29 protein-coding genes are annotated in these 26467 nt (G+C 60.6%); 16 read left to right on the top strand and 13 right to left on the bottom strand.

Features of this window, described 5'->3' with window-relative positions; all coding sequences use genetic code 11:
- Window positions 1–22: 22 nt before the first annotated feature.
- Window positions 23–226 carry a hypothetical protein gene (locus tag JF539_RS12480; RefSeq protein ID WP_207141002.1) on the top strand — a complete coding sequence of 68 codons (204 nt, stop codon included), beginning with the start codon at window positions 23–25 and terminating at the stop codon, window positions 224–226.
- Here JF539_RS12480 and JF539_RS12475 read toward each other — a convergent pair.
- Window positions 210–1448, bottom strand: coding sequence for an MFS transporter (locus JF539_RS12475; protein WP_207141001.1), 1239 nt, complete (start codon window positions 1446–1448; stop codon window positions 210–212). The two genes, JF539_RS12480 and JF539_RS12475, sit on opposite strands and share 17 nt — an antisense overlap.
- Before the next feature lie 144 nt (window positions 1449–1592).
- Entirely contained in the window at window positions 1593–2450 is an 858-nt protein-coding gene (locus tag JF539_RS12470) for an SDR family oxidoreductase (protein WP_207141000.1), read from the bottom strand.
- Between the two features lie 150 nt (window positions 2451–2600).
- Between JF539_RS12470 and JF539_RS12465 the strand changes: the two genes are divergently transcribed.
- Window positions 2601–3014 carry a winged helix-turn-helix transcriptional regulator gene (locus JF539_RS12465; protein WP_207141522.1) on the top strand — a complete coding sequence of 138 codons (414 nt, stop codon included), beginning with the start codon at window positions 2601–2603 and terminating at the stop codon, window positions 3012–3014.
- A gap of 27 nt (window positions 3015–3041) precedes the next feature.
- On the opposite strand, the gene JF539_RS12460 is transcribed toward JF539_RS12465, so the two are convergent.
- From JF539_RS12460 to JF539_RS12450, 3 genes are all read right to left on the bottom strand, one after another.
- Window positions 3042–3791 carry a substrate-binding periplasmic protein gene (locus JF539_RS12460; RefSeq protein ID WP_209017262.1) on the bottom strand — a complete coding sequence of 250 codons (750 nt, stop codon included), beginning with the start codon at window positions 3789–3791 and terminating at the stop codon, window positions 3042–3044.
- 104 nt (window positions 3792–3895) lie between these two features.
- Window positions 3896–4366, bottom strand: coding sequence for a peptide-methionine (R)-S-oxide reductase MsrB (gene msrB / locus JF539_RS12455; RefSeq protein WP_207140999.1), 471 nt, complete (start codon window positions 4364–4366; stop codon window positions 3896–3898).
- Window positions 4367–4466: 100 nt separating this feature from the next.
- On the bottom strand, window positions 4467–5435 hold the full coding sequence (locus JF539_RS12450) for a GGDEF domain-containing protein (RefSeq protein ID WP_207140998.1): 969 nt from the start codon (window positions 5433–5435) through the stop codon (window positions 4467–4469).
- A 530-nt stretch (window positions 5436–5965) separates the two neighbouring features.
- Between JF539_RS12450 and JF539_RS12445 the strand changes: the two genes are divergently transcribed.
- From JF539_RS12445 to JF539_RS12410, 8 genes are all read left to right on the top strand, one after another.
- Entirely contained in the window at window positions 5966–8350 is a 2385-nt protein-coding gene (locus JF539_RS12445; protein ID WP_207140997.1) for a putative monovalent cation/H+ antiporter subunit A, read from the top strand.
- Window positions 8350–8769, top strand: coding sequence for a Na(+)/H(+) antiporter subunit B (locus JF539_RS12440; RefSeq protein ID WP_207140996.1), 420 nt, complete (start codon window positions 8350–8352; stop codon window positions 8767–8769). Before JF539_RS12445 ends, JF539_RS12440 begins: the two co-directional genes overlap by 1 nt.
- On the top strand, window positions 8769–9146 hold the full coding sequence (locus JF539_RS12435; protein ID WP_207140995.1) for a Na+/H+ antiporter subunit C: 378 nt from the start codon (window positions 8769–8771) through the stop codon (window positions 9144–9146). Before JF539_RS12440 ends, JF539_RS12435 begins: the two co-directional genes overlap by 1 nt.
- 5 nt (window positions 9147–9151) lie before the next feature.
- Window positions 9152–10753 carry a Na+/H+ antiporter subunit D gene (locus JF539_RS12430; protein WP_207140994.1) on the top strand — a complete coding sequence of 534 codons (1602 nt, stop codon included), beginning with the start codon at window positions 9152–9154 and terminating at the stop codon, window positions 10751–10753.
- Complete coding sequence (locus JF539_RS12425; protein WP_207140993.1) at window positions 10750–11226, top strand: Na+/H+ antiporter subunit E; 477 nt, start codon at window positions 10750–10752, stop codon at window positions 11224–11226. Before JF539_RS12430 ends, JF539_RS12425 begins: the two co-directional genes overlap by 4 nt.
- Window positions 11223–11579, top strand: a complete 357-nt coding sequence (locus tag JF539_RS12420; protein WP_207140992.1) for a cation:proton antiporter — start codon at window positions 11223–11225, stop codon at window positions 11577–11579. The genes JF539_RS12425 and JF539_RS12420 overlap by 4 nt, the downstream gene beginning before the upstream one ends.
- Window positions 11576–11923, top strand: coding sequence for a monovalent cation/H(+) antiporter subunit G (gene mnhG / locus JF539_RS12415; RefSeq protein ID WP_207140991.1), 348 nt, complete (start codon window positions 11576–11578; stop codon window positions 11921–11923). Before JF539_RS12420 ends, mnhG begins: the two co-directional genes overlap by 4 nt.
- A gap of 319 nt (window positions 11924–12242) precedes the next feature.
- The gene (locus tag JF539_RS12410) at window positions 12243–12659 is read left to right on the top strand and encodes a MucR family transcriptional regulator (RefSeq protein WP_207140990.1); all 417 of its coding nucleotides are present in this window, start codon (window positions 12243–12245) and stop codon (window positions 12657–12659) included.
- Window positions 12660–12767: 108 nt separating this feature from the next.
- On the opposite strand, the gene JF539_RS12405 is transcribed toward JF539_RS12410, so the two are convergent.
- A complete protein-coding gene (locus tag JF539_RS12405) occupies window positions 12768–13199 on the bottom strand; it encodes a SufE family protein (protein WP_207140989.1) in 432 nt (143 codons plus the stop codon).
- A 310-nt stretch (window positions 13200–13509) separates the two neighbouring features.
- A complete protein-coding gene (locus JF539_RS12400) occupies window positions 13510–13956 on the bottom strand; it encodes a DUF5330 domain-containing protein (protein WP_207140988.1) in 447 nt (148 codons plus the stop codon).
- A 420-nt stretch (window positions 13957–14376) separates the two neighbouring features.
- Here JF539_RS12400 and JF539_RS12395 point away from each other — a divergent pair, with 420 nt between their 5' ends.
- The 3 genes from JF539_RS12395 to JF539_RS12385 all read left to right on the top strand — a co-directional run bounded on the left by JF539_RS12395 (window position 14377) and on the right by JF539_RS12385 (window position 17266).
- Window positions 14377–16044 carry a hypothetical protein gene (locus tag JF539_RS12395; protein WP_207140987.1) on the top strand — a complete coding sequence of 556 codons (1668 nt, stop codon included), beginning with the start codon at window positions 14377–14379 and terminating at the stop codon, window positions 16042–16044.
- An 8-nt stretch (window positions 16045–16052) separates the two neighbouring features.
- On the top strand, window positions 16053–16802 hold the full coding sequence (locus JF539_RS12390) for a peptidoglycan-binding domain-containing protein (RefSeq protein ID WP_207140986.1): 750 nt from the start codon (window positions 16053–16055) through the stop codon (window positions 16800–16802).
- Between the two features lie 86 nt (window positions 16803–16888).
- The gene (locus JF539_RS12385) at window positions 16889–17266 is read left to right on the top strand and encodes a DUF1491 family protein (protein WP_207140985.1); all 378 of its coding nucleotides are present in this window, start codon (window positions 16889–16891) and stop codon (window positions 17264–17266) included.
- On the opposite strand, the gene JF539_RS12380 is transcribed toward JF539_RS12385, so the two are convergent.
- Window positions 17263–18255: a DUF2336 domain-containing protein gene (locus tag JF539_RS12380; RefSeq protein ID WP_207140984.1), complete on the bottom strand. Its 993-nt coding sequence runs from the start codon at window positions 18253–18255 to the stop codon at window positions 17263–17265. The genes JF539_RS12385 and JF539_RS12380 overlap by 4 nt on opposite strands.
- 725 nt (window positions 18256–18980) lie before the next feature.
- Between JF539_RS12380 and JF539_RS12375 the strand changes: the two genes are divergently transcribed.
- Entirely contained in the window at window positions 18981–19772 is a 792-nt protein-coding gene (locus JF539_RS12375) for a hypothetical protein (RefSeq protein ID WP_209017261.1), read from the top strand.
- Between the two features lie 135 nt (window positions 19773–19907).
- Window positions 19908–21482 carry a tetratricopeptide repeat-containing sulfotransferase family protein gene (locus JF539_RS12370; RefSeq protein ID WP_207140982.1) on the top strand — a complete coding sequence of 525 codons (1575 nt, stop codon included), beginning with the start codon at window positions 19908–19910 and terminating at the stop codon, window positions 21480–21482.
- 174 nt (window positions 21483–21656) lie between these two features.
- Here the strand turns inward: JF539_RS12370 and JF539_RS12365 are convergent, their stop codons facing one another.
- From JF539_RS12365 to JF539_RS12350, 4 genes are all read right to left on the bottom strand, one after another.
- Window positions 21657–22214 (bottom strand): hypothetical protein, encoded by a 558-nt coding sequence (locus JF539_RS12365; protein WP_207140981.1) that lies wholly within the window; start codon window positions 22212–22214, stop codon window positions 21657–21659.
- Complete coding sequence (locus tag JF539_RS12360; protein WP_207140980.1) at window positions 22211–22900, bottom strand: DUF1214 domain-containing protein; 690 nt, start codon at window positions 22898–22900, stop codon at window positions 22211–22213. Before JF539_RS12360 ends, JF539_RS12365 begins: the two co-directional genes overlap by 4 nt.
- Entirely contained in the window at window positions 22897–24957 is a 2061-nt protein-coding gene (locus tag JF539_RS12355; protein ID WP_209017309.1) for a transglycosylase domain-containing protein, read from the bottom strand. Before JF539_RS12355 ends, JF539_RS12360 begins: the two co-directional genes overlap by 4 nt.
- Before the next feature lie 134 nt (window positions 24958–25091).
- The gene (locus JF539_RS12350; protein ID WP_207141561.1) at window positions 25092–25394 is read right to left on the bottom strand and encodes a hypothetical protein; all 303 of its coding nucleotides are present in this window, start codon (window positions 25392–25394) and stop codon (window positions 25092–25094) included.
- Here JF539_RS12350 and JF539_RS12345 point away from each other — a divergent pair.
- A complete protein-coding gene (locus tag JF539_RS12345) occupies window positions 25306–25806 on the top strand; it encodes a YcgN family cysteine cluster protein (RefSeq protein ID WP_207140978.1) in 501 nt (166 codons plus the stop codon). The two genes, JF539_RS12350 and JF539_RS12345, sit on opposite strands and share 89 nt — an antisense overlap.
- A 10-nt stretch (window positions 25807–25816) precedes the next feature.
- Here JF539_RS12345 and JF539_RS12340 read toward each other — a convergent pair whose 3' ends face one another.
- Window positions 25817–26434 (bottom strand): TetR/AcrR family transcriptional regulator, encoded by a 618-nt coding sequence (locus tag JF539_RS12340; protein WP_207140977.1) that lies wholly within the window; start codon window positions 26432–26434, stop codon window positions 25817–25819.
- Window positions 26435–26467: the final 33 nt, after the last annotated feature.

Here is a 26467-nt window from a genome sequence, read left to right as displayed (position 1 = left end):
CCGTGCAATCGCGGAGGGCGATATGGACCGGACTTCTCAGGAAACTTTAGCCGAAAATTCCGATTTGCTGGTGTTCGCCAGCGGTCTGAGCGAACGTGCGGCACGGGCGATGAGGCCGAACAGACAGGGCCTTCACGACCCCGGTGCCAAGGCAGCCAGTGTGCCGACACCGTTTCCCACAGGGCTGCGCGACGGCGTCGTGAGACCGGTCAACGACGAAGCGTAGCCTGCGTTCCTGTGCGTCCGCTCATCAGCACAAACACCGCGATTGCCATGTTGAGCACGTTCCAGGCGATGCCGTTGAGAAAGGCGGCGTTATAGGAGCCGGTGAGGTCGTAGATCCAGCCGGACATCCAGCCGCCAAGCGCCATGCCGAATATTGTGGCCATGATCACGAGCCCGACCCTTTGTCCGGCTTCGCGCGCGGGCAGGTATTCGCGCACGATGACGGCGTAGCTCGGCACGATGCCGCCCTGGGAGAGCCCGAAGATCAGCGAGACCAGGTAAAGCGAGGTCAGGCCGTTGAAGGGAATGAACAGGAACAGAGAGGCGCATTGCAGCACGGATCCGATCAACAGGGTCTTCACGCCGCCGATCTTGTCCGCGATGTAACCGGAGGAAAGCCGGCTGATCACGCCGGCCCCGGTCATCACCGCGACCATGTCGGCGCCGGGCGCCACGCCATAGCCGAGATCGACGCAATAGGCGACGATATGAACCTGGGGCATGGCCATGGCGACACAGCAGGCAACGCCCGCGATCATCAAGAGCATCTGCAGGGCGGCGGGTGACAGGCTGGTCGTCTGTGTGCCGAAAGCGCTGGATCCGGAAGAGGCGGAGAGAAACGCCTCGGGAGGCGGACGCCGCAGGATCAGGGCAAGCGGAACCATCGTCACGAGACAGATGCCGCCGATCAGAAGGTAAGTCTCCCGCCAGTCCGCGAATTGCAGGTGCCATTGAATGAAGGAGGGCCAGAGAACGCCGGCGAGATAATTGCCGCAGGCCGCGCAGCCGACGGCGAGGCCCCGGCGTTTGAGGAACCAGTGGGAGATGTCGGCAAGCAGGGGGCCGAAGGTCGCCGCCGTGCCGAGACCGATAAAGACGCCCTGGGCGAGCGAGAACAGGAAGATGTCCCGGGCCATGGCGGCCAACGCGAAGCCGATGCCCAGGAATACGGCCGAGGCAATCAGCGGCGGGACGATCCCGAACCGGTCGACGACGCGGCCGAGGAGGTAGTTGCCGACGCCGAAGCCGACCATGGTGGCGGTATAGGGCAGGGACGCATCCGCCCGGTCGATCCCGAAACCGGTCTGAACCGCCGGAAGCACAATGACCACCGCCCACATGCCGGCGCCGCCCAGCGTGCTGAGCAGGATCGACACGGCCAGCCGGAACCAGGCGTAGGTGCCGTCCTGGGCAAAGGTATCGGATAGGGTTGACTGCTGCATGGCTGGCTTTCGAATGTCTTCTGGTTCTTGGTACCAGTCCGCGATTCATTCGACCAACAAATATAATTGAAATTTGACAGCAGTTTTTGGAATGGATTGGCGGCGCCGTCGCAGGCGGGCGCCGCCGAAGGCGATCCTGTCCGGTTACGATCCGTTTGTTACGGTGCCGGACATCAGGGAGGCCAGGGACTTCGTCGGGTGGCCGATGAGACCCTGAAGCGTTGTCGCTTCGTTGAAGAGTTCGCCCTGAGCCGCTCCGCGGTCCGAGTCGGCCAGAACCGCGGCGAAACCTTCCGGCAGGCCGGCGCCGATCAGAACGTTCCTGTAGTCTTCTTCCGACAGGTTCTGGAACGGGATCTCCCGGCCCGATTGCCTCGAAACCTCAAGAGCAAGGTCCTTCAGGGAGAAGGCCGGATGGCCTGCGAGTTCGAGGATGCGGTTGGAGGTGTCCTTGCCGGCGAGGACGATCGCGGCGGCTTCTGCATAGTCTTCACGTCCCGCGGCCGAGAATTTACCCTCGCCACTCGCTCCGACGACCGCGCCGTGTTCGAGGGCCGAGGCGATCGTTCCGGTGAAATTCTCCAGGTACCAGCCGTTGCGGAGAATGACGTGCGGGAGGGCACTGGCTTCGAGCTTCTTTTCGGTCTCGACATGTTCGCCGGCCAGGATCAGGCTCGAGCGGGTCGCGTTCAACAAGCTGGTGTAGACGATGAAACCGACGCCGGCCGTTTTCGCGGCATCGATCACGGCCGCGTGCTGAGCCGACCTTTTGCCGACCTCGGACCCCGAGATAAGCAGAAGTCTGTCGACCCCCGTCAATGCGGGTACAAGCGTCGACGGATCGTCATAATCCGCCCTGGCCAGAGATATCCTGTCCGATGCGAGGTCCTCCGCCTTTTGCGGCGAGCGCACGAGGGCGCGAAGCGGGGCGTCGGTGATTTTTTCAAGGTGTTTGAGAACGAGACGGCCCAACTGTCCGTTGGCTCCTGTGACTGCAAGCATGGCATTTCTCCTGGATTTCGCAGCAGAGTTTCAATCGACAAGGGCTATGTAGACGCCATGCTTTCTTTTTGTTAGTACATACATAAAGGTAAGTTTTGAAAAAAAAAGTGTGCCTGTGTCTTCAAGACGATGAGGCGTGAGCGGATGGAAATGGATGGCGAACACACTCTTTCAGATCAGGTGAGACGCGGCGAACTCCTGAACCGGAACTGTCCGTCCCGGGACGTCCTGCGGCATCTGACAAGCCGTTGGGGTGTTCTTGTGCTGATCGTCCTGCTGGAGCGGGGGCACAGGTTTTCCGAGCTACGCAGGCGGATCGGCGGGGTCAGCGAAAAGATGCTTGCGCAAACCCTGCAGGCCCTTGAGGCGGATGGTTTCGTCAACCGGATTTCCCATCCGGTGGTGCCGCCCCATGTCGACTACAGCCTGACCCCGATCGGAAAGGAAGCGGCCTTGAAGGTGCGCGAACTGGCGGACTGGATAGAGGTGAATATCGGCCGGATTCAAGGCCAGGTCAGCACAAAACAGGTTGCGACGGCTGAGATGTCCCGGATGGGGGAATGAGGCCGTTGCTGTCGATTGCGGCCGGTCCTAGCCCGAATACCGGTCCACGATTTCCCAGAACCGCGGATCCCTGCGGACTTTCGAGATCGCCTTGGCCAATCGCGCCCGGATCTTCGGATCCAGGGATTTGTTGGCGGCAAGCCACTGCACGCCGTGGCTGACCGGGGCGCCGATGACGAGTTTCCCACTGTCGTACCCCATCTTCTTGAAGATGTGCACCGCTCTGAGGTTCATCGTGTACCAGGTGTCGATGCGGCCGGCTTTCAGCATGGTGGCCATTTGTTCGGCACTTGAAACCTCAATGAATTTCTCGACCCCCTCGCGTTTCAGAATTTTACTTCGCTGGCTGCCGAGATGAACGCCGACCATTTTTCCCGCCGCAACGACCTGTTCGAAGCTGTCGATTGAGTCATCGAGTGAGATAAAGGCGCTTTCGGTGAAAATGAGTGGCGCGATGTACTGAAACCTGTCTGCTCTTGCCTTCGAATAGGCAATCGTGAAGATCAGGCTCCCCGGCGTGTTTTCCGCGAGAACCTGAGCCCGTTTCCAGGGGGCGAACCGGAAATCCATCTCCAGGTCGGCCTCTTCGCCGACAAGCTCCATGAGTTCGGTTGCGATTCCTTTTTGCACTTTATCGATGGAGAGTGGAGGGAGGTAAGCCGTGTAGGCAACGATCCGCTCTGCCGCGGAGGCTCTTTGGTCCTGCGTTGTTGTCAACAACAGGGCCAAGGTCAGAAGACCCGCGGTCCGCAGTAGTGTCCTGGGAATGAAATTCACGCTCGCCTCTCGCCCCGGTATTAAACATTATAGGACTTTTTACCCGTGATTCCGTTACGGGACTATAAAGGGCCGGGGAGCGCGGAACTGAAAATCCGGTGCCTTCAGGCTTCTTCTTCCGAAGCGGAATCCGATTTCGAGGGCGTCTGGCCGCCATGGGCAAAATTCAGGGCGTGGCCATTCAGGCAGTATCGTAATCCGGTCGGTTCCGGGCCATCGGGAAAGACGTGGCCGAGGTGCGCATCGCAGGTGCTGCAGCGAATTTCCGTGCGGATCATGCCATGAGAGCGATCCTCCAGTTCGCGCACGGCCTCGGGATGGACCTTGTCGAAAAAGCTCGGCCAGCCGCAACCCGCGTCGAACTTGGTGTCCGACATGAACAGGGGCGCATTGCAGCAGATGCAATCGTAACGTCCGATAAGCTTGTTGTCCCAGTAAGGGCCGGTGAACGGGCGTTCCGTACCGGACTGCCGCGTGACGTAGAATTGCTCGGGCGTGAGCTGCTGCATCCACTCCGCGGTGGTTTTTCTGACTTTCCTGGTGTCATCGGTTTTGCGGGGGGCGTCGTTGCTCATACCGATTTCCTGGCTTTCAACTCTTCATAAATCGCTGGGGACACGACAGAAATAGGAGACAGGAGAATCCGAGGCAAGCGCGTCAGGGGAAAAGGCTTCATTAACCTATATGTTTCGTTACCGTCTTCACACGGTTGCCGCCTTCCTGCCTGGCCTGAAATACGCAGTTTTCCGCAGCCGCCAGGATCGTCTCAAAGCTTTCGGAAACGCCTGCCTTTTCGACAATTGCGCAAGCCGCGCCGACAGAGGCCGTCTCTACGCCGCTTCCAGCCTTGTTGTCCGGATTGGGAAGGGCGAGGTCCCGAATGGCGACGTGGATATAAGCGCTGATGGTTTCGACGCCCATTTCGTGGGTTCTGGGAAGCAGCAGCGAAAACTCCGAAGTGCCGGTACGCGCGACGACGTCGGCCGGTCGCCGGGCGGTCTCCTTGAGCGTTTGGGCGACCTTCGTGAGGCATTCTTCCGCGATGCCAGGCTCATAGCGTTCGGCAAGGGCCTCGAACTTGTCGAGCGACACCTTTATCAGTCCGGTGTGTGTCTTCTCCCGAACGGCGATCGCCCATTCGCGTCTCAGACTGTCTTCAAAAGCACCCCGGTTGAACAGGCCGGTCAGGGCATCTGTCTGGGTTGCGGCCTCAAGCCGGTTTTCCAGGTCCTTGCGCTTCGCAATATTTTGGAAATAGACGGCGAAGGCGTAAGGGGTGCTGGTGGCGTCGACAAGGAGATGCGCCTTGGCCTCCGCCCATATCATCGGGCCGTAGGCGGATCGGAACTGGAGATCCGCATGGGGCAGGGGGATGTCGGGTGTCGCGCCACCGGAGAGGATCCGGTGCATCAGTTCCCCATCCGGATCGGACGCACTGAGGTAGACCAGATCGGAGAGTTGACCGGCGAGTTTTTCCTTACTCCAGCCGAACAGTCTCTCCGCGGCGGGAGACACGAACGCGAGCGTGCCGTCGAGCGCGATCACGGCGATCGCTTCGCTGCTCAGGTTTACCAGTGTTTCAAAGTCGATTGCCGACGGATGGAGCAGGCCTGTTCCGGATTCGGCTTCCTTCGTGCTGTCCATCGCCTTCTTTGCCTCACTTAAAAACCCGATCAGGCACCCTACTTAAATTGAAATGGCATTTACGTCGCGAAATCAAGTCGATTGGCGTCTCGGGCCATCAAATGACGGCCGTCTGTGAATTCCTGTAATTTGTCCGAATTTCGATTGATTTTAGGTGCTTTCGGCTCTCGCTGGGGAAAGTCGAAGGTCGCCGGTTGCTGTGCTGCGACAAGCAGACTGCGTTTGGGGACCGGCAGAATTCGAACACTTCCGCGGGCCGCCGCTGGTTAAATTTGCCGATGCGGGTCGGGCCGGGAATCGGAACTTCCACGTGCAGCCCGGGCGTTTCTTTCACAATTTGTTGGTTTTATTTAAAAGTTTAAACGCAACCTGTTAGAAAAGGCGGAAAATCGTACAACAATCGCTTGAAGGCGCAAAATCACTTGCCTAAGACATGTCTAGAAAATCTTGGTCCGCTATCATTCGCATCGGGCCGCTGATTCGACTGGATCGGCGCCTCGGATGCAAACACCTTGTGACGAAAGATCAGCATGACGCCAGCCTTGATCGACGACACCACCCTGTACGCGGTATTGGCTCCTTTCGCGGCGGCCGTCGTCGCCCCCGTGCTGACGCGCTGGTTCAAGCATAACGCCGCATGGCCGCTGGCCATCGTGCCGGGGTTGATCTTTCTCCATTTTACCGGGTTCATCGGCCCGGTGTCCCACGGCGAGACCTTTGTCGCCGCCAAGGCCTGGGCACCGAGTTACGGTGTCAATTTCTCGGTCTATGTCGACGGCCTGTCGACCCTGTTCGCCTTGCTCATATCCGGCATTGGCACCTTCATCATCCTGTACGCCGGGGGCTATCTGAAAGGCCATCCGCAGCAAGGTCGGTTCTTTTCGTTTCTGTTCCTGTTCATGGGCTCGATGCTCGGTCTCGTGCTGGGCAACAATCTGATTTCGCTGTTCATTTTCTGGGAGCTGACCTCGATCACGTCGTTCCTTCTGATCGGGTTCGACAACCTGCGTGCCGCCTCGCGCCGCGCGGCGCTTCAGGCCCTCGTGGTGACCGGCGGGGGAGGGCTGGCGCTTCTGGCGGGCTTTATCCTGATCATTTCGGCCACCGGCGAGATTGAAATGTCGGTCCTGCTGGGCTCACCGGACATCATCAAGGACACGGGCCTCTACCTGCCGATCTTCCTGCTGGTGCTCGGCGGGGCCTTCACCAAGTCGGCGCAGTTTCCGTTCCATTTCTGGCTGCCCAACGCAATGGAGGCTCCGACGCCCGTGTCGGCCTATCTGCACTCGGCAACCATGGTGAAGGCCGGTGTCTATCTGCTCATGCGGATGCATCCGCTTCTGGGCGAGACCGCGCTCTGGACGACCGTCCTGCCGCTTTTCGGCGGCGTCACCCTGATCGTCGGGACCTTGCTCGCCGTCCGCCAGACCGATCTGAAGCTGATGCTGGCCTATACCACCGTTGCCTCGCTGGGCCTGCTCGTCATGCTTGTGGGGACCAGTCATGAGAAGGCGCTGGAAGGGGCGGTGCTCTATCTGCTGGCACATTCCCTGTTCAAGGGCTGCCTCTTCATGGTGGCCGGCACCATCGATCACGAAGCCGGAACGCGCGACATCACCAGGCTCGGCGGGCTGCGGTCCGCCATGCCGATCACCTTCGCGGCCGCCTGTCTGGCGTCCCTCTCCATGGCCGGTCTGCCGCCGTTTATCGGTTTCGTCGCCAAGGAAGTCCTCTACTACGGCACATGGGGCTGGCTGGAACTCGGGCTGGCCGTCACGGTTACGGCCGTTATCGGCAATGCGCTCATGCTGGTGATCGCGGCCGCTGTCGCCATCAAGCCGTTTTTCGGACCGAAGGTCGAGACGCCGAAACATGCCCATGAAGGACCGGTTCTTCTGTTCGCCGGTCCCGTCTTCCTGTCCGTCACTGGACTTGGGCTGGCCCTGATCGCCCACACGACCGGCGAACTCTTTGTCGGCCCGACGCTGTCGTCGCTCGTCGGCGAGTTCAAGCAGATCGACCTGCATCTCTGGCCGACGAAGATCAACGCGCCCTTGATCCTGTCCCTGATCACCATCGGTCTGGGCGTCGCGCTTTTCACGCAGCTTGACCGGCTCAGGTCGCTCGTGGGGGCGGTTCTGGCGGCGATCGGCTGGGGCCCGGACAAGGGGTTCGACCAGTTCGTCTGCGGCATCGTCGGATTTTCCGGCTGGCTGACCCGCAAGCTTCAGAACGGCAAGATGCAGACCTACATGATGTTGATCTTCATCTTCACCGCGGTCGCCGTGCTGCTGCCGGGCTTCATGACGGGGAGCCTTCCGGCCTGGCCGAAACTTCCCGACTACCGCTTCTACGAATGGGGGATCCTGTTCATAGCGGTTCTGGGGCTGATTGCGGTTCTGATCGCCAAAACCCGGCTGACGGCAATCGTCTCGCTCGGTATCCAGGGGTTCGCGGTCGCGCTGATCTTCATGATGTTCGGCGCGCCCGATCTTTCCTTCACGCAGTTCATGGTCGAAACGCTCTCCGTCGTCATCCTTGCGCTTGTAATGACCCGGCTCAACCTGTCGCCGAGCGATCATCGCCCGGCGCCGGCCGCGTTTCTGACAGGCGTCGTTGCCGTCGCGGTGGGGCTTGGGTTGACACTCACCCTTCTGGCCATCACGCAACAGCCGTTCGACAGCCGTCTGTCGGACTTCTTCGCCCAGTATAGCCGGGCGATCGCCCACGGCCGGAACATCGTCAACGTCATCATCGTCGACTTCAGAGGCTTCGATACATTGGGTGAGATCGCGGTGGTCGTGCTCACAGGGCTTTGCGTCCTTGCCCTGATCCGCGTGCGCACGAAGCCTGACAAGGATGGCGGTATGTCCGATCCAGGTCCTTCTCAGCCGCAGAAAGTGGAGGCAAGCTGATGCGTACGATCATTTTCCGCACCATCGCGCCTTATCTTTCCGCGCTCATGGTCCTGTTTTCCGTGTTCGTGCTTCTGCGCGGACACAATGAGCCGGGAGGCGGGTTTATCGGCGGTCTGATCGCCGCATCGGCGCTCGCGATCTACGGGATCGCCTGTGGTGTGGCGTCCGTTCGCCGCGCCATCGTTTTCCATCCGATGGGCGTATCGGGGTTTGGTCTTTTCATGGCGGCGCTGGCCGGCATGCTGTCCTTTTTCAAGGACCAGGCTTTCATGACCAGCCAGTGGCTGATTTTCCACGTATCGGATGTGGAGGTGGCCTTGTCCACGCCGCTTGTTTTCGACATCGGCGTCTATCTCGTTGTTGTCGGAGCCATCGGCTCGATCGCGCTTGCGCTGGAAGAAAGGGAAGCCGACTGATGGAAAGCGGCGTCGTCATTCTCATCGGCCTGTTCTTTACGGTTGCCGTCTATCTGATGCTCTCAAAGCAGCTTGTGCGCATTCTCCTCGGCATCGCCATCCTGGGGAACGCGGTCAACATGCTCATTTTCACCAATGGCAGGCTGACGCGCGAGGTGCCGCCGCTCATTCCGGAAAACCTCTATACACCGGCAACCGCGACCGCCAATCCGTTGCCACAGGCGCTGGTGCTGACCGCGATCGTGATTTCCTTCTCGTTTTTCGCGTTTCTGCTAGTGCTGGCGTTCCGCGCCTACCAGGAACTCGGCACGGATGAGGTGAACAGTATGCGCATCGCCGAACCAGAGCACGATCAAAACCCGCCGCAAGGATATTAAGCTACATGGCCGGTTCTTCCGTTTCCGTCGATCTGTCCCAGGCGATGGCGACCGCCCCGGTCGCCGCGGGCGACTGGCTGGTGGTCGCGCCTTCGCTGATCACCATGCTGGGTGGGGCCTTGTGCCTGATGCTGCGCAAGAACACCGACCTGCAGCCAAAGCTCGGGATTGCCTTTCTGGGTGCACTGGTTCTGGCCAGTCTGACGCTGCTTGTGCGGGTGCTCGATCACGGTGTGATCACCATGGTCATGGGCAGCTGGCTGCCGCCGTTCGGCATCGCCTTCACGGTTGACGCGCTCGGGGCGACACTCTCTTTCATCGGCTCCATCGTGGCGTTTTGCGGCGGTCTCTTCGGCGCGGCGAGCGTCGACAGCACGGGGCGGCGCTACGGATTTTATCCCTTCCTGCTGCTCTTGATGACCGGCGTCTGCGGAGCATTCCTGACGGGTGACGTGTTCAATCTCTACGTCTGGTTCGAGGTTCTGCTGATTTCGTCCTACGGGCTTCTGGTGCTCGGCAACGACCGGATCCAACTGGACGGGGCCGTCAAATACGGCGTTTTGAACCTTGTCGGCACCAACCTGTTTCTGATCGCGACCGGCTTGCTGTACGGGATTTTTGGTACGCTCAACATGGCCGACATATCCCTGAAGGTCGCGGCTCTGGATAATCCGGCCTCCGGAACGCTTGCGACGGTGGCCGCACTTTATTTTCTCGCCTTCGCGATGAAAGCCGCGGCGTTTCCCGTCAATTTCTGGCTGCCTGCTTCCTATCATACCCCGAATGTGGTGGTTTCGGCCGTCTTTGCCGGTCTTTTGACCAAGGTCGGCGTCTATGCCCTTATCCGCGTCTTCGTTCTGATCCTTCCCGCATCGCGCGACCATCTGGCGGATCTTATCGCGCTCGTGGCGATCGTGACCCTGATTACCGGTGCGATCGGCGCCCTGGCGCAAAGCGAGGTGCGCCGGCTGCTCGGCTATGTGGTCATTGCCGGCATCGGTTCGATGCTGGCCGGCGTCGCCGTCGGGTCCACCCTGGCGATCTCCGGAGCGATTTTCTACGCGGTGCATTCCATCGTCGTGATGACGGCCCTTTACATGGCCGCGGGGGTCATGCACATGCTCGGCGGATCCTACGATCTGCGCAAGCTTGGCGGTCTTTATCGAAAAAACGTCGCCTTTGCCGGTGTTTTCCTCGTGCTCGGCTTCGCCGTTTCCGGCCTGCCGCCCTTCTCAGGTTTCTGGCCGAAGATCATGCTGGTCGATGCGGCTTTCCGCGATGACGAACTCCGGTTCGGCACAGCGCTTGGCGCGGCTATTCTCGTCAGCGGCTTTCTGACGACGCTTGCCATGGGGCGGGTATGGATCTTCGCCTTCTGGCGTGGCGGTCCGGAAGGGACGCCGGACGGGCAGACGGCCGACGCCGTGGAGGTGGAGGCTCCGCAATTGTCCGGCGGGGCTGTCTGGCTGCCGCTCGGCATTCTCACGGCGCTTGTTGTCTATTTCGGTCTTCAGCCGGAATGGATGATTGAACTCGCAACCCAGGGCGCAAGCGGTGTGGATCAGCCGTTTGGTTACCAGCGTTCGGTCTTTGGAGAGCAGGGATGACAGGTCTTTTACTCATCAACGTTCTGATGATGCTGGCCTGGGGCGCGGTCTCGGGCAGTTTCTCGGAAGTGAATCTGGCCTTCGGCTTCGTCCTCGGGTTCGGTGCGCTCTACCTGATCCGCGAACAGGTTGGAACCGCGGCCTATTATCAGCGTTTCAGCAAGGCTTGCGGGCTGGCGGTTCTGTTCGTCTACGAACTGGTCCTGTCCGCGTGGCGAGTTGCCATGATCGTGCTGCAGCCGAAAATCGAACTGCAGCCGGGTATCATCGCCCTGCCTCTGACGGTGGACCGGGATTTCGAAATCACGATGCTGGCCAATCTGATCACGCTGACGCCGGGGACCCTGTCGGTCGACGTCTCCGAAGATCGCAAGACGCTCTATATTCACTGCATTGACGTTCCCGACCCTCAGGCCACGATCGACGACATCAAGAATGGCTTCGAGCGAAAGATACTGGAGGTGTTCAGATGAGCTCTCTAAGCGCCTTTTCGGCCCAGTTTCTGCATCTGTCCGTCCATATCGCGCTCGGACTTCTGACGATTTCCTTCGTGATTATCGTTTATCGCACGGTCAAGGGGCCGAGCCTGCCCGACAGGGTCGTCGCGCTCGACATGCTGGTGGCCGTCGGCATCGGGTTCATCGCGGCGATGGGGGTTTCGACCGGGTTCTATCTCTATATCGATATCGCGATCACTCTTGGCCTTGTCGGTTTCCTGGCAACGGCCGCTTTCGCCCGTTTCGTGCTCAATCGTGGCATTGCGGGAGACGAGACCATCATGGCCGAGGTCGAAGAGAGCATCAAACGAAGAGAGGCGGGCCAATGACGACAGTGATCGTGGAAATCGTGACCGGCGTCATGCTCATCGTCGGAGCCATGTTCGCGCTGGTCGCTTCACTCGGTCTGATCCGCTTGAAGGACGTCTACATGCGAATGCACGCCGCGTCCAAGGCCGGAACGCTGGGGTCGGGTGTCATGCTACTTGCCCTTGCGGTACATGCGAGCGATCTTGCCGTTGTAACCCGGGCACTTGCCGGTGTGGTGTTTTTCCTGCTTACAGCCCCAATTTCGGCTCATTTATTGGCGAAAGCTGCCTATGCGGCAGGTTATCGTCCCTGTGCGGATACTAAACAGGATGCGTTGGCCGAGACGGTTCGGCCGAACGGGTGAGCTCTGACGTTTTCGAGCTTCGAATTGTCGAAGATCGGGCTTGCCACAATACTATCGGTTCCTTGCTGTCTTCAATGCATCGGAAATAGTCAATATTTATAGAAATCCATTTTTATTGTTTCGGATTGATTTTTATTTGGTTCGTGGGGTTGTCTGATTTGAAATCCGGCGATATAAGGCGGTGAAGGTCGCCTGCAAAGTAGAATCATTTTCGATTTATCGGGCAGAAAGTAACGAAAAATTCTTTTCGTTCTCTGCCCAAACTTTTTGCAGGTTAACACCGCAACTAATTTTGAATTCAGTAGAGAACGGGTGAAAAATGACTGACAGTCCGGTGGATGCAAATTTGATTGATCTTACCGCTGACATCGTCTCAGCATATGTAAGCAACAACACCGTTGCATCGACAGATCTGCCGAACCTCATCAGTGAGGTTCACAACGCATTGCAGAAAACTGTAACTTCTTCCAGTGAGCCGGAGCCCGAGCCGCTGAAGCCTGCGGTGCCGGTCAAGAAATCCGTAATGCCGGACTACATCATCTGCCTGGAAGACGGCAAGAAGTTCAAGTCGCTCAAGCGCCACCTGCGGACCCACTACAACATGACCCCGGAAGAATACCGGGAAAAGTGGGATCTGGGTGCCGACTACCCGATGGTTGCGCCGAACTACGCGGCAGCCCGTTCCGAGCTTGCCAAGAAAATGGGCCTCGGCCAGCAGCGCAAGCGCTCCAAGTAAGATCTGAAGCGAACTCTTCAAACCGGATCTCAAGAGCTGCCCTCGTGGCAGCTCTTTTTTTAGCTGGGTGTTGGAGTTCGTTTCGGACGGCTGAAACCGTCCGGATGATCAAGCCTCGGTCAGGGCCGCCTGCGCGGCGGAGCGGATACGTCCGACCATGGATCTCAGTCCGTTGGAGCGCTGCGGTGTGAGATGCTCCTGCAGTCCCAGTTTGGAGAAGATGGCTTCGACATCGATTTCCAGAATAGCGGCCGCCGGTTTGCCGCTGAACAGCGCCGTAACGACCGCGACCAGCCCCTGAACGATCAGGGCATCGCTGTCGCCTCTGAAGGTCAGCACAGGTGTCCCGTCAGATCCGGTGGTGATGGAGGTGATCAGCCAGACCTGGGAAACACAGCCGCGCACCTTGTTTTCATCCGTCCGCTCGTCTTCTGCAAGCTCAGGCAACTCCCGGCCGAGATCGATCAGATATTTGTAGCGGTCTTCCCAATCGTCGAGAAATTCGAATGTTTCAACGATGTCGTCGATAGAAGTTGTCATGGCACCGGTCTTTGAACGTCAGTAACGCCCTCATATAGACCTCGTCTGAACGTGTGCCAATGCCAGGTCCGAAAATGACGCGGTTCGCGCGCCGACAGAAATATGGGGAATTGAGGGGCGGGACAGCCGGTGAGCGGCAAAAAAGAAGAAACGCCGCAGATGGATTGGGCAGCTTGCCATCTGCGGCGCAGCAGAACTGTCTGCTGAAGTGAAGCCGTCTTCGCAATGCCGGGGACCGGCATCACTCAAGCGGGGCGCAATTGCCGTTTTCAGATCGCGGAGGTCATAGGATCCTCAACGGCTTGGACGCTCAGGTGTTTCGGCCTGAGCGCGGTTTGGGCCGCGGCACTGGCCCAAAGGTTGTCTCCCCGGTGGAGACTTTGTTCAAATCAGGCTGCCACGATTGGGCGCCGGCGTAATTGTGCTGGAAGCGGTCTTCGACGGCAGAGGCCGTTGACCCGGTCACCAGGCCGTCGCCGGTTGACGACTCCGCGAGCTGGGTGTCCAGAAATTCGTACACGATCCGGGCGCCTTCCCGGGCCCGGCTGCCGATTGCCGTCAAGGCGTCGCTTCCTGTCTCGCAGGCCTCGGGATTGCGCTGGCAAAACCCGCCAAGGTCCGACATTGTCGCCTGGGCGGCCAGATAGGCCGAGACCGGATCCAGTTTCTCTTCCACTGTTTGTTCCCCGTCCGATCCCAGTGGAAGAAGGACCAGAACGAGGGTCAGCCAGAAGGCCGTCCTCAAGAGAAAGAACATGTTTGCTACCCACAGTCTGTTCGCTTGCGCGTGCCATTTTTGTGCCGGCACACTTGTTATGCATACACTGTAGCAGCCACCTGAGAATGTCGCGTTGATCGTGCAGAGTCAATTTTCGTAAAATAAAACAGGTATTTAAGCCAAGTTTTCGGAAAATTTTCTTCAAACTTTAGATAAATCGGGGCAACCCGTTGAAATCAGGCGATTTCCTGAAAAACAGCCGAATTGAATTCATCCTTTATCGTTCCTTAAGTGCTGCGTTGGAAAATAGCCTCGTCAAGGTTGCGAGCGGTAAAATCCGCGTCTTTGGTGTGGTAGTTTCGAGTGCGTAAGTTTCTGAGTTCATTGACTGTTATCAGCGGGATCTGGGGTCCCCGGGTCGAGGGAATGATTCATCCCGAGGCTGCCGGAGATCCTTTTTTGGCACCGCTGCACCGTTCCTTCCTGGCCGGCAGCTTTCTTTGCGGTGCGCTGGCGCTTCTTGTGCTGCCGTTGCATCTCGCCCTTGCCGGGCCGCCCCATGCCGCAACGATCCTCGTGTTGTCCTGGATGCTCAGTCAATGGCCGCTGGCGCTCTACCTGTCGCGATCCGGTTCGCTGAACCGCGCAGTCGGGCTGTCGTCGGGCCTGTTCGCCGTTATCGTGGCGACCGTGTGTTTCCTGACAGGTGGCATCGCTTCCTTCGCGCTGGTCTGGTTGATCGTGCCCCCGGTCGAAGCGTCGCTCGCCACCAGTAGAAAAATGCTGGGTGGCATCGCGGCGCTTTGCAGTCTGCTTCTTGCGGCGCTTGCCGCTCTGCCGGTTTCCCTGCCTCACTTCGAGCCGTTGCCCGGCCCGGTCCGGATTGTATCGACGCTGCTTGCCCTGGTTTATGTCGGCGTTCTGGCCAATCGCATTCTGCTCGATCGCAAACAGGCGCGGGAGGCCGTGAACCGGTCGTCGCAGGAGCGGCAGCTTGTCAGCGAGAGCGTGTCGGAAGTTCTGTGCGAGCTGGATGTGGATGGCGCGGTGAGGGTCATCGGCGGCCCGGTCAGGCAGCTGCTCGGCGTGGCTCCGCTTCCTGCGGGGGCGTTCTCGGGCGGCGACTGGCTGTTCGCCCGGCTTCACGTGGCCGACAGGCCTCTTTATCTGACGAAGGTGTCCGACGTCCGGCTCAAGGGCGGGAGTGCCTGTTTCGAGGCTCGTGTCCGGATCGGGGCATCCAATCCGGGTGACGCGGGGCTGGCGGACTACAGACGACTGGAGTTCGATCTGCGGACCGTGGAAGCCGACGTTCCGTCATCTGTCTCTGGCGGCAAAAGAACCCTGTTGTCTATTCGTGACCCTGAGGGGGCCCATTCCGTTGCGCCGCATCAGCCGGCCGAGGCTCCCGAACCGGGCGCCGAAAAATTTTCCCGCGTCTTGCTGGACCATGCAGCCGGTGAAGCCAGGGCCGCGTTTGCTGAAATTGTTGCCTTGTCGGCACGCTTCGGCGACGGCAAATGGGAGCCGTCCCAGCAAGGTCTGGGCGACGCTGTCGTGAACATCAGGAAAGCCGGTGAAAGCGGGCTTGCGGCCTTGAATGCGGCCTCGGAGATCGGAGCGGGAAGGGAGCCCGGTGAGGAGCTGGACTGCGGTACCGTTGATCTGAATTCCAGCCTTCACCGTTGCGCCAGCCTCCTGAAACCGATCGCGGAAAGGCTCGGTGTAGAAATCGAAGTCGAACCGTTCCCGAATGCACCTAAAATTCACGCGGACGGAAAACTCCTGCGCCAGAGCCTTTGTCTTGTGCTGTCCGATATGATCGAGACTTCCGGGCGTGGGGCGGCGGTCAATGTCGCCGGTGTCACTGCGCCGTCGGGGTTGCAGATCCTTCTTTCCGTTCGAAACAGGAATTCCTGTCTGAGCTGGAGCGCTGAAAACTCCAAGCCCGTCTTGAGATTTGCCAACGGTCTGTTTGAACGGATCGGCGGTAGTCTGTCTCTGCAAACCATGCTCGGCCACGGGGTCAGCGTGGTGCTGCGTCTGCCGCCTCAGTCCGGACGGTCTGCGGTTCCACCGGTCGCCGAGGCGGCTCCCGACAGACGCCCGCGGGCGCAAACGGCATAGGAGGCGGTATGGCAAAGACAAGCAGGAAGGCACCGCCGCCGAAGGTCCAGGAAACCCTTATTGCGCGGGCCGGTCATGTGGCTCTGGATAATCCGGTGGCCGCCGGCGGGACTGTCGTGATGGGGCTTACGGCTTGCCTGATCGTCGCCAACGCGATCGGCTTGCAACCCGGGCGCCATCCGGCACCTTTGTTCGCGACGCGTGACAGGGGCGGCGAGATCCAGCAACCGGAACCGGACGACCGCCGCGGTGGCGTCCAGGTTCAGGAAATCTCGACGCTGGTGCTGGACCTCCAAATAGCCCTGCGAAAACTGGAACTGTACGAAGGGCCGCTTGACGGGCTGAACGGTCCGGCCACGGAACGGGCGATCCGGGCTTTCGAGCGCCGCGCCGGACAGCCGGAAAAGGGGGAGGCGAGTGAAGCCTTGCTGGCTCTGGTTCTGATGCAGGGCGCGACACCCGCCACAGCGCAGGTGCCGATGCCCCGGGCAAAACCCGGCTTCTCGGGCACGGCAAGCGCCTTTCAGGAGAGCGCGGAGGCTGCTGATATCGATGCGGATCCAATGCTCCTGAAGGTGCAGAAGGCGCTTTCCGAGTTCGGTTACGGCCCGCTTCAGGCGGACGGCCTGATGGGGGCGAACACGACGGCGGCCATCAAACGCTTCGAACTCGACCATGCCCTGCCGCTGACAGGAGAACTCGGACCGAAGGTCATCGAAAGGCTGGAAATGCTGAGCGGCCGGTCGCTGTCGGGTTGATTGCGAAGGGCGCCGTCTTCGCGTAAGTCACAGCGATCCTACGATTCCGGCCGCTAAGAACCAGTGCCGGCACTCCGGAAGGTATCATGCGGGTCACCTCGGAATTTTTTGTCAGTGCCTTTGTCCGGCGCCTCTTCGGAGAAGGCGGCTTTGCGGCCGTCTCCAGACGGGGAGCGGCGGAGGCCGGAGCCATCTTCATCTGTGTCGACCGGCTGAACGGGAGCTTCGATTTTTACGGGCCGGCCCCCCAGGCCATGTTCAGCGATCTGCCTCAAGGGCGATTGTTTGAAAGGATTTTCGAGAAGGCCGACCGGGAAACGGTGGATGACCGGATTGAGAGCGAGGCCCGCATCGACCCCGACTATTGGCTGGTCGAGGTCGAGGCCCGCGACGGACGGATCGAACTGCCGCTCGCGGAGGAAGAGCGGCCTTCGCCTCCCGGTGCGGATTTTTTCAAGTTTTAGGACGCGGTCTTCTTGAAAGCGGCGACCGCTTGTTCTTCCGAACGAGAGGGGGCCAAGCGTTCGCGCGCCGGATTTCCTTGCTGAAACTGCGGGGCATGTCGCGCGTCGGAGAGGGGGAGCGCATCGGTCTCTGCAAGCATCCACTGACCGACCAGCGTTTCGGCGGCCCCCAGGCTCAACGTCCGGTGAAATCGCCGCAGGGCACGGATATCTCCAAGCGGCAGCTGGTCGCCGAATAGTCGGATCAGGATACTGGTCGTTTCGGTTGCCGGCAGGCCAATCGCCTTGAGAGCGACAACCAGGCCGTCGGCCTGATCGTCGTTTAGAAGACGGTCGCATAACGTCCGCGGCAGGCTCAGAGCCTGGCTGAGCAATTCGGTAAAACGGGGTTTGTTCTGCGCGAGCGCCTGGCGGACAAGTCCGTCAGTCAAGCGATGTTGCGAGCCGCCGCGATGCCGGCCTGAGGAGGAGCCGGGTCTGCGGACCTGCCTGACGAGACTTGCCATTTCCGCCTCGGCGACGGCTTCTGCCTTGAGCGCTGCCGGAAGATGTAGGAATCGGCCCACCAAAGATCCTGTGCCAATTGCATCCCGGCTGGCCAGTTCCGGCCCGATCTTGGCGAGAAGTCCGCTCCGGCGGCCGAGTTTCGCCTTGTGGTCGCTCGTCAGCCCGATGTCGTCCCGCCCAAGGAGGATTCGGATGACACCCTCGTCGGCATCGGCGCACAAGGCATCGATGACCGATTCGGGTAAGGCAGACCTGTTGGCGATGGCCTTTCTCAAGCTGTCCGGACCGGTTTCCACCCTGCGCAGAAGGAGATCCACAGAAAGGCCTGGACTGTAACGCAATACGGGATAGGCCGTCAGCGGGTCTTCGTCCGACGCAATCTGTTCCAGAAGATCGTCCGGAATTTCCGGATGCGATGCAAGCAGGCCGGCGATCCGGCGACGGTCCTCGACCTCCGTCAGTGGCAGGAGGTTACGCGCCAATTCAAAAAAAATCTTTTTTTCTTCAAGGTCATGCCGGTGACGCTCGGTAAAGAGTTTGGCTGCGGCGAGAAGAATGCTGCGCTTTGGCGGGGTGCCGCCGGAGCTTGCTTGCGCGGAGGAAGGGGCAAGTGGGGATTGGTTGAAGCGTTGGTTCTGGCGCATGACACCCGTCTACAAAACACAAAAGACCGAACGACCGACGGAACGAGAAGGCTTCAATTTGGACTAAAAGCGTTAGCATGCTGTTAACCCTGACAGCTTCTTAATGACCTAGCAGGAAGTAATGCGTCGCCCGTTTGACCGTTTCCCTTCGGCAATCCGCTGATCGGGGAGACCGGAACCGAAGGAGGAGACGATGGGCACATTGTTGGATTTTGCATCCGCGCAAAGGCCCGCTGCACGATTGGGCCAGCGCTCCCGTACCGCGTGCTCGGCAAGCCGCGAGACCTTTGGCGAAGTTATCCTCTTCCCAGGTGTCCGTTACGAGCACCATGACCTTGATCTCGCCGCACGAATCGGGACCATCGGTAAAGCTGCTGGACCTGCTGGCTCCGACAAGGACTGACGGTCCCCGCCTCCAGCCGTGAAAGCACTTGCGTTCAATGGATGCGGAAGTGCCTGGAGACAGGCCAAGGGGACTGGAGTCGCGGCCGATGGGCAATGGCAAAGCGGACAATCGAGCCTCCGCCTCCGGCAGATGCGCGGGAGGGGTGTGCAGACGGGGAGTGGCGCTTGTAAGCGTTGTCCTTGCCGTGTCCGCCGCTGCCGCGTGCACCCGGCCGACCGGCGATTTCGATCGCGCCAAACCATCGGTCATTCACGACAAGATCATCCCGAAGGCGGGCGACGAAGCGGCACGCCTGCGTGGAGATCCCGTCTCCAAATTCAACTATACCAACGACGAGAAACTCTTGCGCAACCGGGGCTGGACGCTGATCCGTCCACCCTGGACCAAGGACTGGATCGGCGGGACCATGGTGGAACTGTCGCGCACGCGGGTGTTGCCGGAAACCGAGGGCAGGGTGCCGCCGGACCTTTATCTCATCTATCTGCGCTCCGACAAGTTCCAGTCCTCAGATGCCCGTTTCGACAAGATCGCCAGCGATGCCTCCGGCGACGCCGAACTGGTGATGCCGTTCTGCGAGGTGGCCGTGCGCGTCACCAAGGCGGATAACGAACGGTTGCGGGTTCTGCAGAACAAACCGGTCACCCAGGAAGAAACCTATGACGGCGCGAAGGCCCGTGTCTGGGAAAACCGGGTGATGATCAAGTGGGTGGGGCAGGCGCTGCGCTACCGGATCATCGCCTACAAGAAGGCGCTCGACGGACTGGAGATCGAAACGCCGAGCCGCGACCGTCAGTGGAAGGTCAATAATGCCATCCGCGAGCTCGAAGGCCAGGTCCGGCTTGCGGAAGAAGGCTGTATCACCGGCGACCGCTACGCCCAGGACCGGCCGGTGAAGCGCTCCAGGATCTTCACCAACTGGGGACTGGAGCGGCCACCGGTGGTCAAGTAGCCACAGGCGCGCCAACCTGCGGACCGGCTTTTTTTCCCGCCACGGGAGATTGATCGCCCCGGCGTTCCTCGGCTATCTAGAGGGCTACGCAGCAGGTCCGTGACGGATCTGCGTCAGCCCATTTTAGGACATCCCATGAGTTCCAGTGTCGCGCGGCTCGTTCAGGAAGCGCTTTCCCATCAGCATGCGGGCCGCATCGGCATCGCGTTGCCCATGTTCGAGGAAGTGCTGAGACTGGACCCGAACAATCCGCAGGCGCATTTTTCTCTCGGCATCGCCGCCTATCAGCACGGCGACATTGGACCGGCGATCGGCCATCTGCAAAAAGCGGCGAAGAAGGCGGGCAAGAACCATCAGGTGCATCAGCTGCTCGGCCTTGCCCTGTTGAATGCCGGCGATTATCCGGCCGCGCGCGAGGCGCTCAAGAAGGCGGCCGGTCTGGCTCCCAAGCAAGCCGACATCCATGCCCAACTCGGCGATCTTTACCGGCTGGACCGGCGCCCGGTGCTGGCGAGGCAGAGTTTTCAGCGTGCATTGCAGCTCGACGCGGTCAACGGATATGCTCTTCTCGGGATGGGCCAGCTCGAAGTGACTGTCGGGAATATCGATGCGGCCGTCGGCTGGTTCCAAAAGGCGCTCGATGCGGGCAAGGAACTGCCTGCCGTTCTGCACGCGCTGTCCATGGCGCGGAAATACGACGAAGTACCGGCGGAACTCGCCACGATCGAAAGCCTGCTTGGCGACGGAACACCTCGCGCTCCACTCGACCAGTCCAACCTTCACTGGGCGGCCGGCAAGATCCATTTCGATCTCGGAGACGCGGGCAAGGCGGACGACCACTATCAGGCCGCCAGAAAGCTTCGCTATCCGCCTTTCGACCTGAAGGCCCATGAGGAGCGGGTCACCTTCATGAAGGAGGTGTTCGACAAGGCGTTCTTCGAAAGCCGTACGGAGATGGGCAGCGACAGCGTACGCCCGGTCTTCATCTTCGGCATGCCGCGCTCCGGAACCACCCTGGTCGAGCAGATCGTCAGCCGGCACTCCCGCGTGGCGAGCGGTGGAGAGCTTGCCTACTTCAGGCACCTGCAGGAAGACCTGGGCCTGAAGGCGGCCCCAAGCGCCGCGCTGGAGCGCAGGCTCCGGGAGCTGGAGCCCAAGGACTTCAGAAAATTCGCGCGCGGTTACCTGAGCGTCCTGGATGCGGTCGACCGCAAGGCGGCCCGGGTCACGGACAAGATGCCTCACAATTTCGAAATGCTGTGGCTGATGAGCCTCGCCTTTCCGAAAGCCGCCTATATTCACTGCGTTCGCGAACCGGCCGATACCTGCGTGTCGCTGCTGTCCCACGCCATGTCACCGGCTCATAATTACGCCATCACCCAGGAAACGCTCGGCCGGTATTTCCAGACCTATGTCGAGCTGATGGAGCATTGGGCGAAGGTGTTGCCCGTCTCCCTCTACGAGCTGTCCTACGAAAAGCTCGTTGAAAGCCAGGAAACGGAGAGCCGCGCGCTCCTGGAGCGGACCGGACTGGACTGGGAAGACGCCTGTCTGGAGTTTCACAAGGGCGAAAGCCCGGTGACGACCTTCTCCAACCTGCAGGTCCGCCGGCCGATGTTCCATTCCTCCATCGGCCGCTGGAAAAAACACGCGGATCAGCTCGGACCGCTGTTCGAGGCGCTCGGCCCTCTGGCACCGAAGACAGACTGAACGTCGGCCTCCCGCAGTCGGGAACCTCGGCTCGATCTGAACGGGCAAGTTTACAGGCGGTATTTACCCATTGTCATTCCGAGGCTCAGGGCTCCTTTGCGTCATGTAAGATGGCGCCGTGGTTGCTCGATTGTCTCCGGTTGAGGAGCCTTCGGCGGGCCCAGGGGAGGAGGCTCAAATTCCTCCGCAGCTCGCCGCCGTCAGGGCCGCGTCGACCTCGGCCGCCCTGGTCGGATGCGGCACGAAGGCGCGCAGGAGCGCGAAGCCGCTGATTTCGTCCGTTTCGATGACGATCAGATCTTCCAGATTTTCCGGAGGGTTTTCCCGCAGGATGGAAAGTTGTTCGGTGGTCAGCACCAGCATGGACAGGCGTTCGGCGCCCGCCGTGCGGTTGTTGAGGCTGTAAACCGTTTCGCCGGCCGCGTTGAAGAGGCCGATGGACCAGAAAGGAGCCGGGATCGACGCATCGAACAGGACCGGGCCGTTGCCGAGCTGGAACCGGCAGACTGCGTGTTTCATGGCCGGGTCGAGATCAGGCAGCGCCTCTTGTCCGGGTTCGACATCCGGCAGAAGGTTGAAGCGGCGGTCTGGACCGTAGGCAGCCGCGTTGTCGTAGGCGCTGTGCTGCACATTGTGCGGGATGCCGAGCACCACAAGGATATGAATGATGGCGGCAAGACACAAGGTTGCCAGGCCGCCGACGGTCAGGCTGAAACGGGGCGACAGGGTCATGGGCAGGCCAGCCTTCTGATTTGCGGCATGCTGACCCCGTCGAGGGCCGCGCCCGTCGTCACCGGAGCGTCGTACAGGCGCAGGACGAACTGCAGCCCGTCGCTGGCCTTGGCCTTTTCGGCAAGCGGCAGCCAGTTGCCCGAATGGGGATTGCGGGCCGCCGTGATCTGAAAGTTGCCCTCCGGATCGCGCAGGAGGCTCTGGCTGGCAAGATGAACGCGGCCCGGCAGGGTCTCGACAAGATGACCGCGGCCGTCCTGAGCCGTCAGCGTCCAGAGCCGGGCGGTGGGGGTCTGGCCGGCGATCCGGTAAACGCATGTCGGGTCGAGAAGGTGGCCGGAACTGTCCTGGCGCGCAATCAGCGCCAACCCTTCGCCGGACGCCAGCGGGACGAGCGCGCCACGCGTGTAAATCGCGACGGAGTAGGGATCGGCGTCCGCCGTGCCGGCTTTGGGATAGGCGTGCCACGGGCCGATTGTGACCGCGTTGAGAGGCTGCTCACGCTCAATCACCAGATAGGCGGAACTGATGCCGAGAAGGGCTGCGAAAAAGACCACGAGGAAAACGGCCGCGAGCGTGCGCAGCGGATTGCTGTTGTAGGGGCGAATGGCTCTCGGGAGCTTCTCCTCGTACCAGTCGGCCTCGCCGCGGGAGAGAAATGTCGGTCTCGTGATGAGCTCACTCATTGGGCGGCCGCGAAATCGGTTGGAGAGGAGGGGGCGTCAAGCGCTGCCCTGGTCTTGTTTTCTTCCACGAGGCGGTGCAGGTCCTGGCCGATTGTGGTCAGGAGATCCTGGGTGCGCCGCTTCAGGACGCGCGGCTGGGAAAACACGGTCAGCTTTTTCGCCGGTTTGGAGGAGACAGCCTTCGCCAGGCGGGGCAGGGTTTCGGCTTCGACGCCCGGCATTCTGGCGAGTTCGATCCCCTTGTGGGCGTAGTCCATGTAAAGCTGCCAGGTCATGGCGGGCAGACTGCCGCCGGTTACCCGGCGCGTGGAGGAGAAATCGTCGTTTCCGAACCAGACGGCGGTGGCGAAATTGCCGGTATAGCCGACGAACCAGGCATCGCGGTAGGCATTGGTCGTGCCGGTCTTTCCGGCCGCAACGACGCCGTCGATCCTGGCCCGGCGGGCGGTGCCGGCCTCGACAACGTTGACCAGGATGCCGTTGATCATGTGAACCTTGTCCTCCGGCAGGACCCGTTTGGGTGGCTGCTCGTCCTGTTCGCGCCGGTAGAGCACCTTGCCGTCGCTGTTCTTGACTTCCAGGATGGCGTAGGCGGTGGCCTTGTAGCCGCCGTTGGCGAAGACCGAATAGGACGAGGCCATGTCGATCGCGCTGACTTCCGACGAGCCGATCGGCAGGGAGACGGAATTCTCAAGCTCATGGGTCAGGCCCATGGCGTAGGCGGTCTCGATGATTTTTTCGCGGCCGAAATCGAGAGACAGCCGGACGGGGATGGTGTTGATGGATTTGGTCAGGGCGGTCCTGAGCGTGACCGGGCCGCGATAGCTTCTGGAATAGTTTTTCGGCGACCAGTTGCCGATCCAGACGGGCCGGTCCGGGACGATGCTCTCGGGCGTGTAGCCGTTCAGAAATGCCGTCATGTAGACGAAGGGCTTGAAGGAAGACCCCGGCTGGCGCAATGCGTTGACCGCGCGGTTGAACTGGCTTTCTCCATAGGACCTGCCGCCGACCATGGCGACGACGGCCCCGTCCGGGATCATCGAGACGAGCGCTGCCTCGCTGGCGTCGCGGAGCTTGCCGTTTTCCCGCAGCACCGTTTCCACGGCGAGATCGGCCTGGCGCTGCAGAGCCGGGTCGAGGGTGGTGCGCACGGTCACGATGCGGTCCTTGGCAAGAGCCGGATTGCGCCGGGCCAGTTTCTTGACTTCGTCGAGCGCCCAGTCGAGGAAATACTCCGGCAGTTGCTCTTGCGACCGGTCAACAGCAAGGGCCGGATTGCGTCTCGCTCCGATAACCTGGCCTTCCGTCAGGAAACCGGCCTGAACCATGTTGGTCAGAACCTCGTTGGCGCGCGCGCGGGCGGCCGGCAGGTTGATGTGCGGGGCATATTTGGTCGGCGCCTTGTAGAGGCCGGCCAGCATGGCGCTCTCCGCCAGCGTCAGTTCGCGCACGTTCTTGTTGAAATAGAACTCCGCCGCCGCGGTGACCCCGAACACGCCGCCACCCATGTAGGCGCGGTCCAGATAGAGTTTCAGGATTTCCTGCTTGGAGAGATTCGCTTCCAGCCAGAGGGCCAGATAGGCTTCCTTGATCTTGCGGCTGAGACTGCGTTCGTTCGACAAGAACAGGTTCTTGGCAAGCTGCTGGGTCAGGCTCGAGCCGCCCTGCACCACGCCACCCGCACGGGCGTTTTCCACCATCGCGCGGAACGTGCCGACGGCATCGATGCCGAAATGGCTGAAGAAACGGCGGTCTTCGGTCGCGAGCGTCGCCTTGACCAGTGAATCGGGGATTTCCTCCAGGGGCACGCTGTCGTTCAGGACGATGCCCCGGCGGCCGATCTCGTTGCCGAACCGGTCCAGAAAAGTCACGGCGAAATCGTCGGTGGTCTTCCAGTCGGAATAGCGCGTCGCCTCGAAGGCAGGCTGGGCAAAGGCCAGAACGACAATGAAACCGGCGAGACCGTAGGTGAGCGCATCGGAACTCAGTTCTGTCAGCGCCCGCCAGATTCCCTTGGCCTTGAAGCGGCGCAGGAAGGCATCGTAGCCTTCGAGCATGCGCCGAAGGGTGGAGCCGCTCTTCCAGAGGGCCGTGTCGACGGCCGCATCGATGGCCAGAAAGAACCGGCGGATGCGGTAACGCTTGCGCGGCTTGGCGCTGTCTTCGTTGGCTTCTGGTTGCGGTTCGTCCGTCAAGGAACAGTTTCTCCGGATCGGGGCGGCGGCTTTACGCGAAAATGCCGAAGCGCAAAGTAACGGTTTTTTGCACGGGTGAAAACCGACTTGGGAACGCGGGTCCCTTTGCTCCCAGAATATTGATCTTTCATTGCATATTCCAGCAAAAGCGATCCTTCGGCAGCCTCCCGCTTGCCGTCCGCGGCACCGCGTGATAGGCGCAGCGGACCGATGCAATCAACCGGACGCGCGAACTTCTTGATCTTCGAAGCTGACAGGAACGGTCTTCCTTTCTGGAAAACAAAGTCGCTGGACGACATGAGCCCTGCGGAATGGGAATCGCTGTGCGACGGCTGTGCCCGCTGCTGCCTGAACAAGCTGGAAGACTGGGACACGGGGGAGATCGTCTGGACGAATGTCGCCTGTACCTTGCTCGACGGTGACAGTTGCCGGTGCAGGGACTATGAAAACCGGACAGACACGGTGCCCGATTGTATCCAGCTGCGGCCGGAGGAAGTCCGCACGCTGAGTTGGCTTCCACCCACATGCGCCTACCGGCTGGTGGAAGAAAAGAGGGATCTCTACTGGTGGCATCCCCTGGTGTCGGGGGACCGGGAGACGGTTCACCAAGCCGGCATCTCGGTCCGCGGTCGAACCGTGCCGGAGGACGGGATGGCTCTTGAAGACTACGAGCACCACGTGGTGAGCTGGCCGGGCGAAGACGGTCCGTAGCGGATCCCTGTCACGCCGCCAGCAGGTAGGCCTCGACATGTCGTTGAAGACGCTGTTTGAGCAGATCGCGATCCGTGACCTGGTGACTTTTGAACAGGATCGCACCGTGAACCATGAAGGCGATCAATCCGTCGACCATTTCCGCGGGCGTTCGGTCTTTTCGCAACGCCGGTAGGAGATCCGGGGTTTTCTGCCAGCGCTGGAGAAAGGCGGCGAGGTCCGCGTCCAACGCATCCAGCGCTTCAATAAATTCCGGTGCGCAGTTCGGTTTGGTCACGCCGATATTGTCCAGAAAGAGCCGCAGAACCTCAGGACTGTCCGTAATGACGGTGATCAGCCCCATCATTCTGTCGATGACCTCGGCAACCGGATCGGCGACATCGTCCGTTCGCGTTTTCCTGGCCGGATCACTGGCGCGTAAGGCCACCAGTTGGTCGATCAGAATGTAGGACAGCAAGCCGTCCATATCGCCGTAATGAGAAAAAACGGTGCCTTTTGCGACGCCTGCTTGCTGGGCGATGGCCTCGGCCGTGACGGTTTCCAGTCCGTGTTTTGCTGCCAGATCCCTGGCGGCCTGAAGCACCCGCGCCTTCGTGGCGATGCTGCGTTGCTGCGGCTTTCGGGTCATGATTCCTCTAAAAATTGACCATGGTCAAAAAAT

The organism is Roseibium aggregatum (genome assembly GCF_017309185.1).
Taxonomy (GTDB): Bacteria; Pseudomonadota; Alphaproteobacteria; order Rhizobiales; family Stappiaceae; genus Roseibium; species Roseibium aggregatum_B.
Note: the sequence above shows the minus strand (reverse complement) of the source record. Positions and strands in the feature narration are given on the sequence as shown.

Coding starts and splice junctions, on each gene's coding strand:
- JF539_RS12480 (WP_207141002.1), top strand. CDS start 23: ATGGACCGGACTTCTCAGGAAACTTTAGCCGAAAATTCCGATTTGCTG.
- JF539_RS12475 (WP_207141001.1), bottom strand. CDS start 1,448: ATGCAGCAGTCAACCCTATCCGATACCTTTGCCCAGGACGGCACCTAC.
- JF539_RS12470 (WP_207141000.1), bottom strand. CDS start 2,450: ATGCTTGCAGTCACAGGAGCCAACGGACAGTTGGGCCGTCTCGTTCTC.
- JF539_RS12465 (WP_207141522.1), top strand. CDS start 2,601: ATGGATGGCGAACACACTCTTTCAGATCAGGTGAGACGCGGCGAACTC.
- msrB (WP_207140999.1), bottom strand. CDS start 4,366: ATGAGCAACGACGCCCCCCGCAAAACCGATGACACCAGGAAAGTCAGA.
- JF539_RS12450 (WP_207140998.1), bottom strand. CDS start 5,435: ATGGACAGCACGAAGGAAGCCGAATCCGGAACAGGCCTGCTCCATCCG.
- JF539_RS12445 (WP_207140997.1), top strand. CDS start 5,966: ATGACGCCAGCCTTGATCGACGACACCACCCTGTACGCGGTATTGGCT.
- JF539_RS12440 (WP_207140996.1), top strand. CDS start 8,350: ATGCGTACGATCATTTTCCGCACCATCGCGCCTTATCTTTCCGCGCTC.
- JF539_RS12435 (WP_207140995.1), top strand. CDS start 8,769: ATGGAAAGCGGCGTCGTCATTCTCATCGGCCTGTTCTTTACGGTTGCC.
- JF539_RS12430 (WP_207140994.1), top strand. CDS start 9,152: ATGGCCGGTTCTTCCGTTTCCGTCGATCTGTCCCAGGCGATGGCGACC.
- JF539_RS12425 (WP_207140993.1), top strand. CDS start 10,750: ATGACAGGTCTTTTACTCATCAACGTTCTGATGATGCTGGCCTGGGGC.
- JF539_RS12420 (WP_207140992.1), top strand. CDS start 11,223: ATGAGCTCTCTAAGCGCCTTTTCGGCCCAGTTTCTGCATCTGTCCGTC.
- mnhG (WP_207140991.1), top strand. CDS start 11,576: ATGACGACAGTGATCGTGGAAATCGTGACCGGCGTCATGCTCATCGTC.
- JF539_RS12410 (WP_207140990.1), top strand. CDS start 12,243: ATGACTGACAGTCCGGTGGATGCAAATTTGATTGATCTTACCGCTGAC.
- JF539_RS12405 (WP_207140989.1), bottom strand. CDS start 13,199: ATGACAACTTCTATCGACGACATCGTTGAAACATTCGAATTTCTCGAC.
- JF539_RS12400 (WP_207140988.1), bottom strand. CDS start 13,956: ATGTTCTTTCTCTTGAGGACGGCCTTCTGGCTGACCCTCGTTCTGGTC.
- JF539_RS12390 (WP_207140986.1), top strand. CDS start 16,053: ATGGCAAAGACAAGCAGGAAGGCACCGCCGCCGAAGGTCCAGGAAACC.
- JF539_RS12385 (WP_207140985.1), top strand. CDS start 16,889: ATGCGGGTCACCTCGGAATTTTTTGTCAGTGCCTTTGTCCGGCGCCTC.
- JF539_RS12370 (WP_207140982.1), top strand. CDS start 19,908: ATGAGTTCCAGTGTCGCGCGGCTCGTTCAGGAAGCGCTTTCCCATCAG.
- JF539_RS12365 (WP_207140981.1), bottom strand. CDS start 22,214: ATGACCCTGTCGCCCCGTTTCAGCCTGACCGTCGGCGGCCTGGCAACC.
- JF539_RS12360 (WP_207140980.1), bottom strand. CDS start 22,900: ATGAGTGAGCTCATCACGAGACCGACATTTCTCTCCCGCGGCGAGGCC.
- JF539_RS12355 (WP_209017309.1), bottom strand. CDS start 24,957: ATGCTCGAAGGCTACGATGCCTTCCTGCGCCGCTTCAAGGCCAAGGGA.
- JF539_RS12345 (WP_207140978.1), top strand. CDS start 25,306: ATGCAATCAACCGGACGCGCGAACTTCTTGATCTTCGAAGCTGACAGG.
- JF539_RS12350 (WP_207141561.1), bottom strand. CDS start 25,394: ATGTCGTCCAGCGACTTTGTTTTCCAGAAAGGAAGACCGTTCCTGTCA.
- JF539_RS12340 (WP_207140977.1), bottom strand. CDS start 26,434: ATGACCCGAAAGCCGCAGCAACGCAGCATCGCCACGAAGGCGCGGGTG.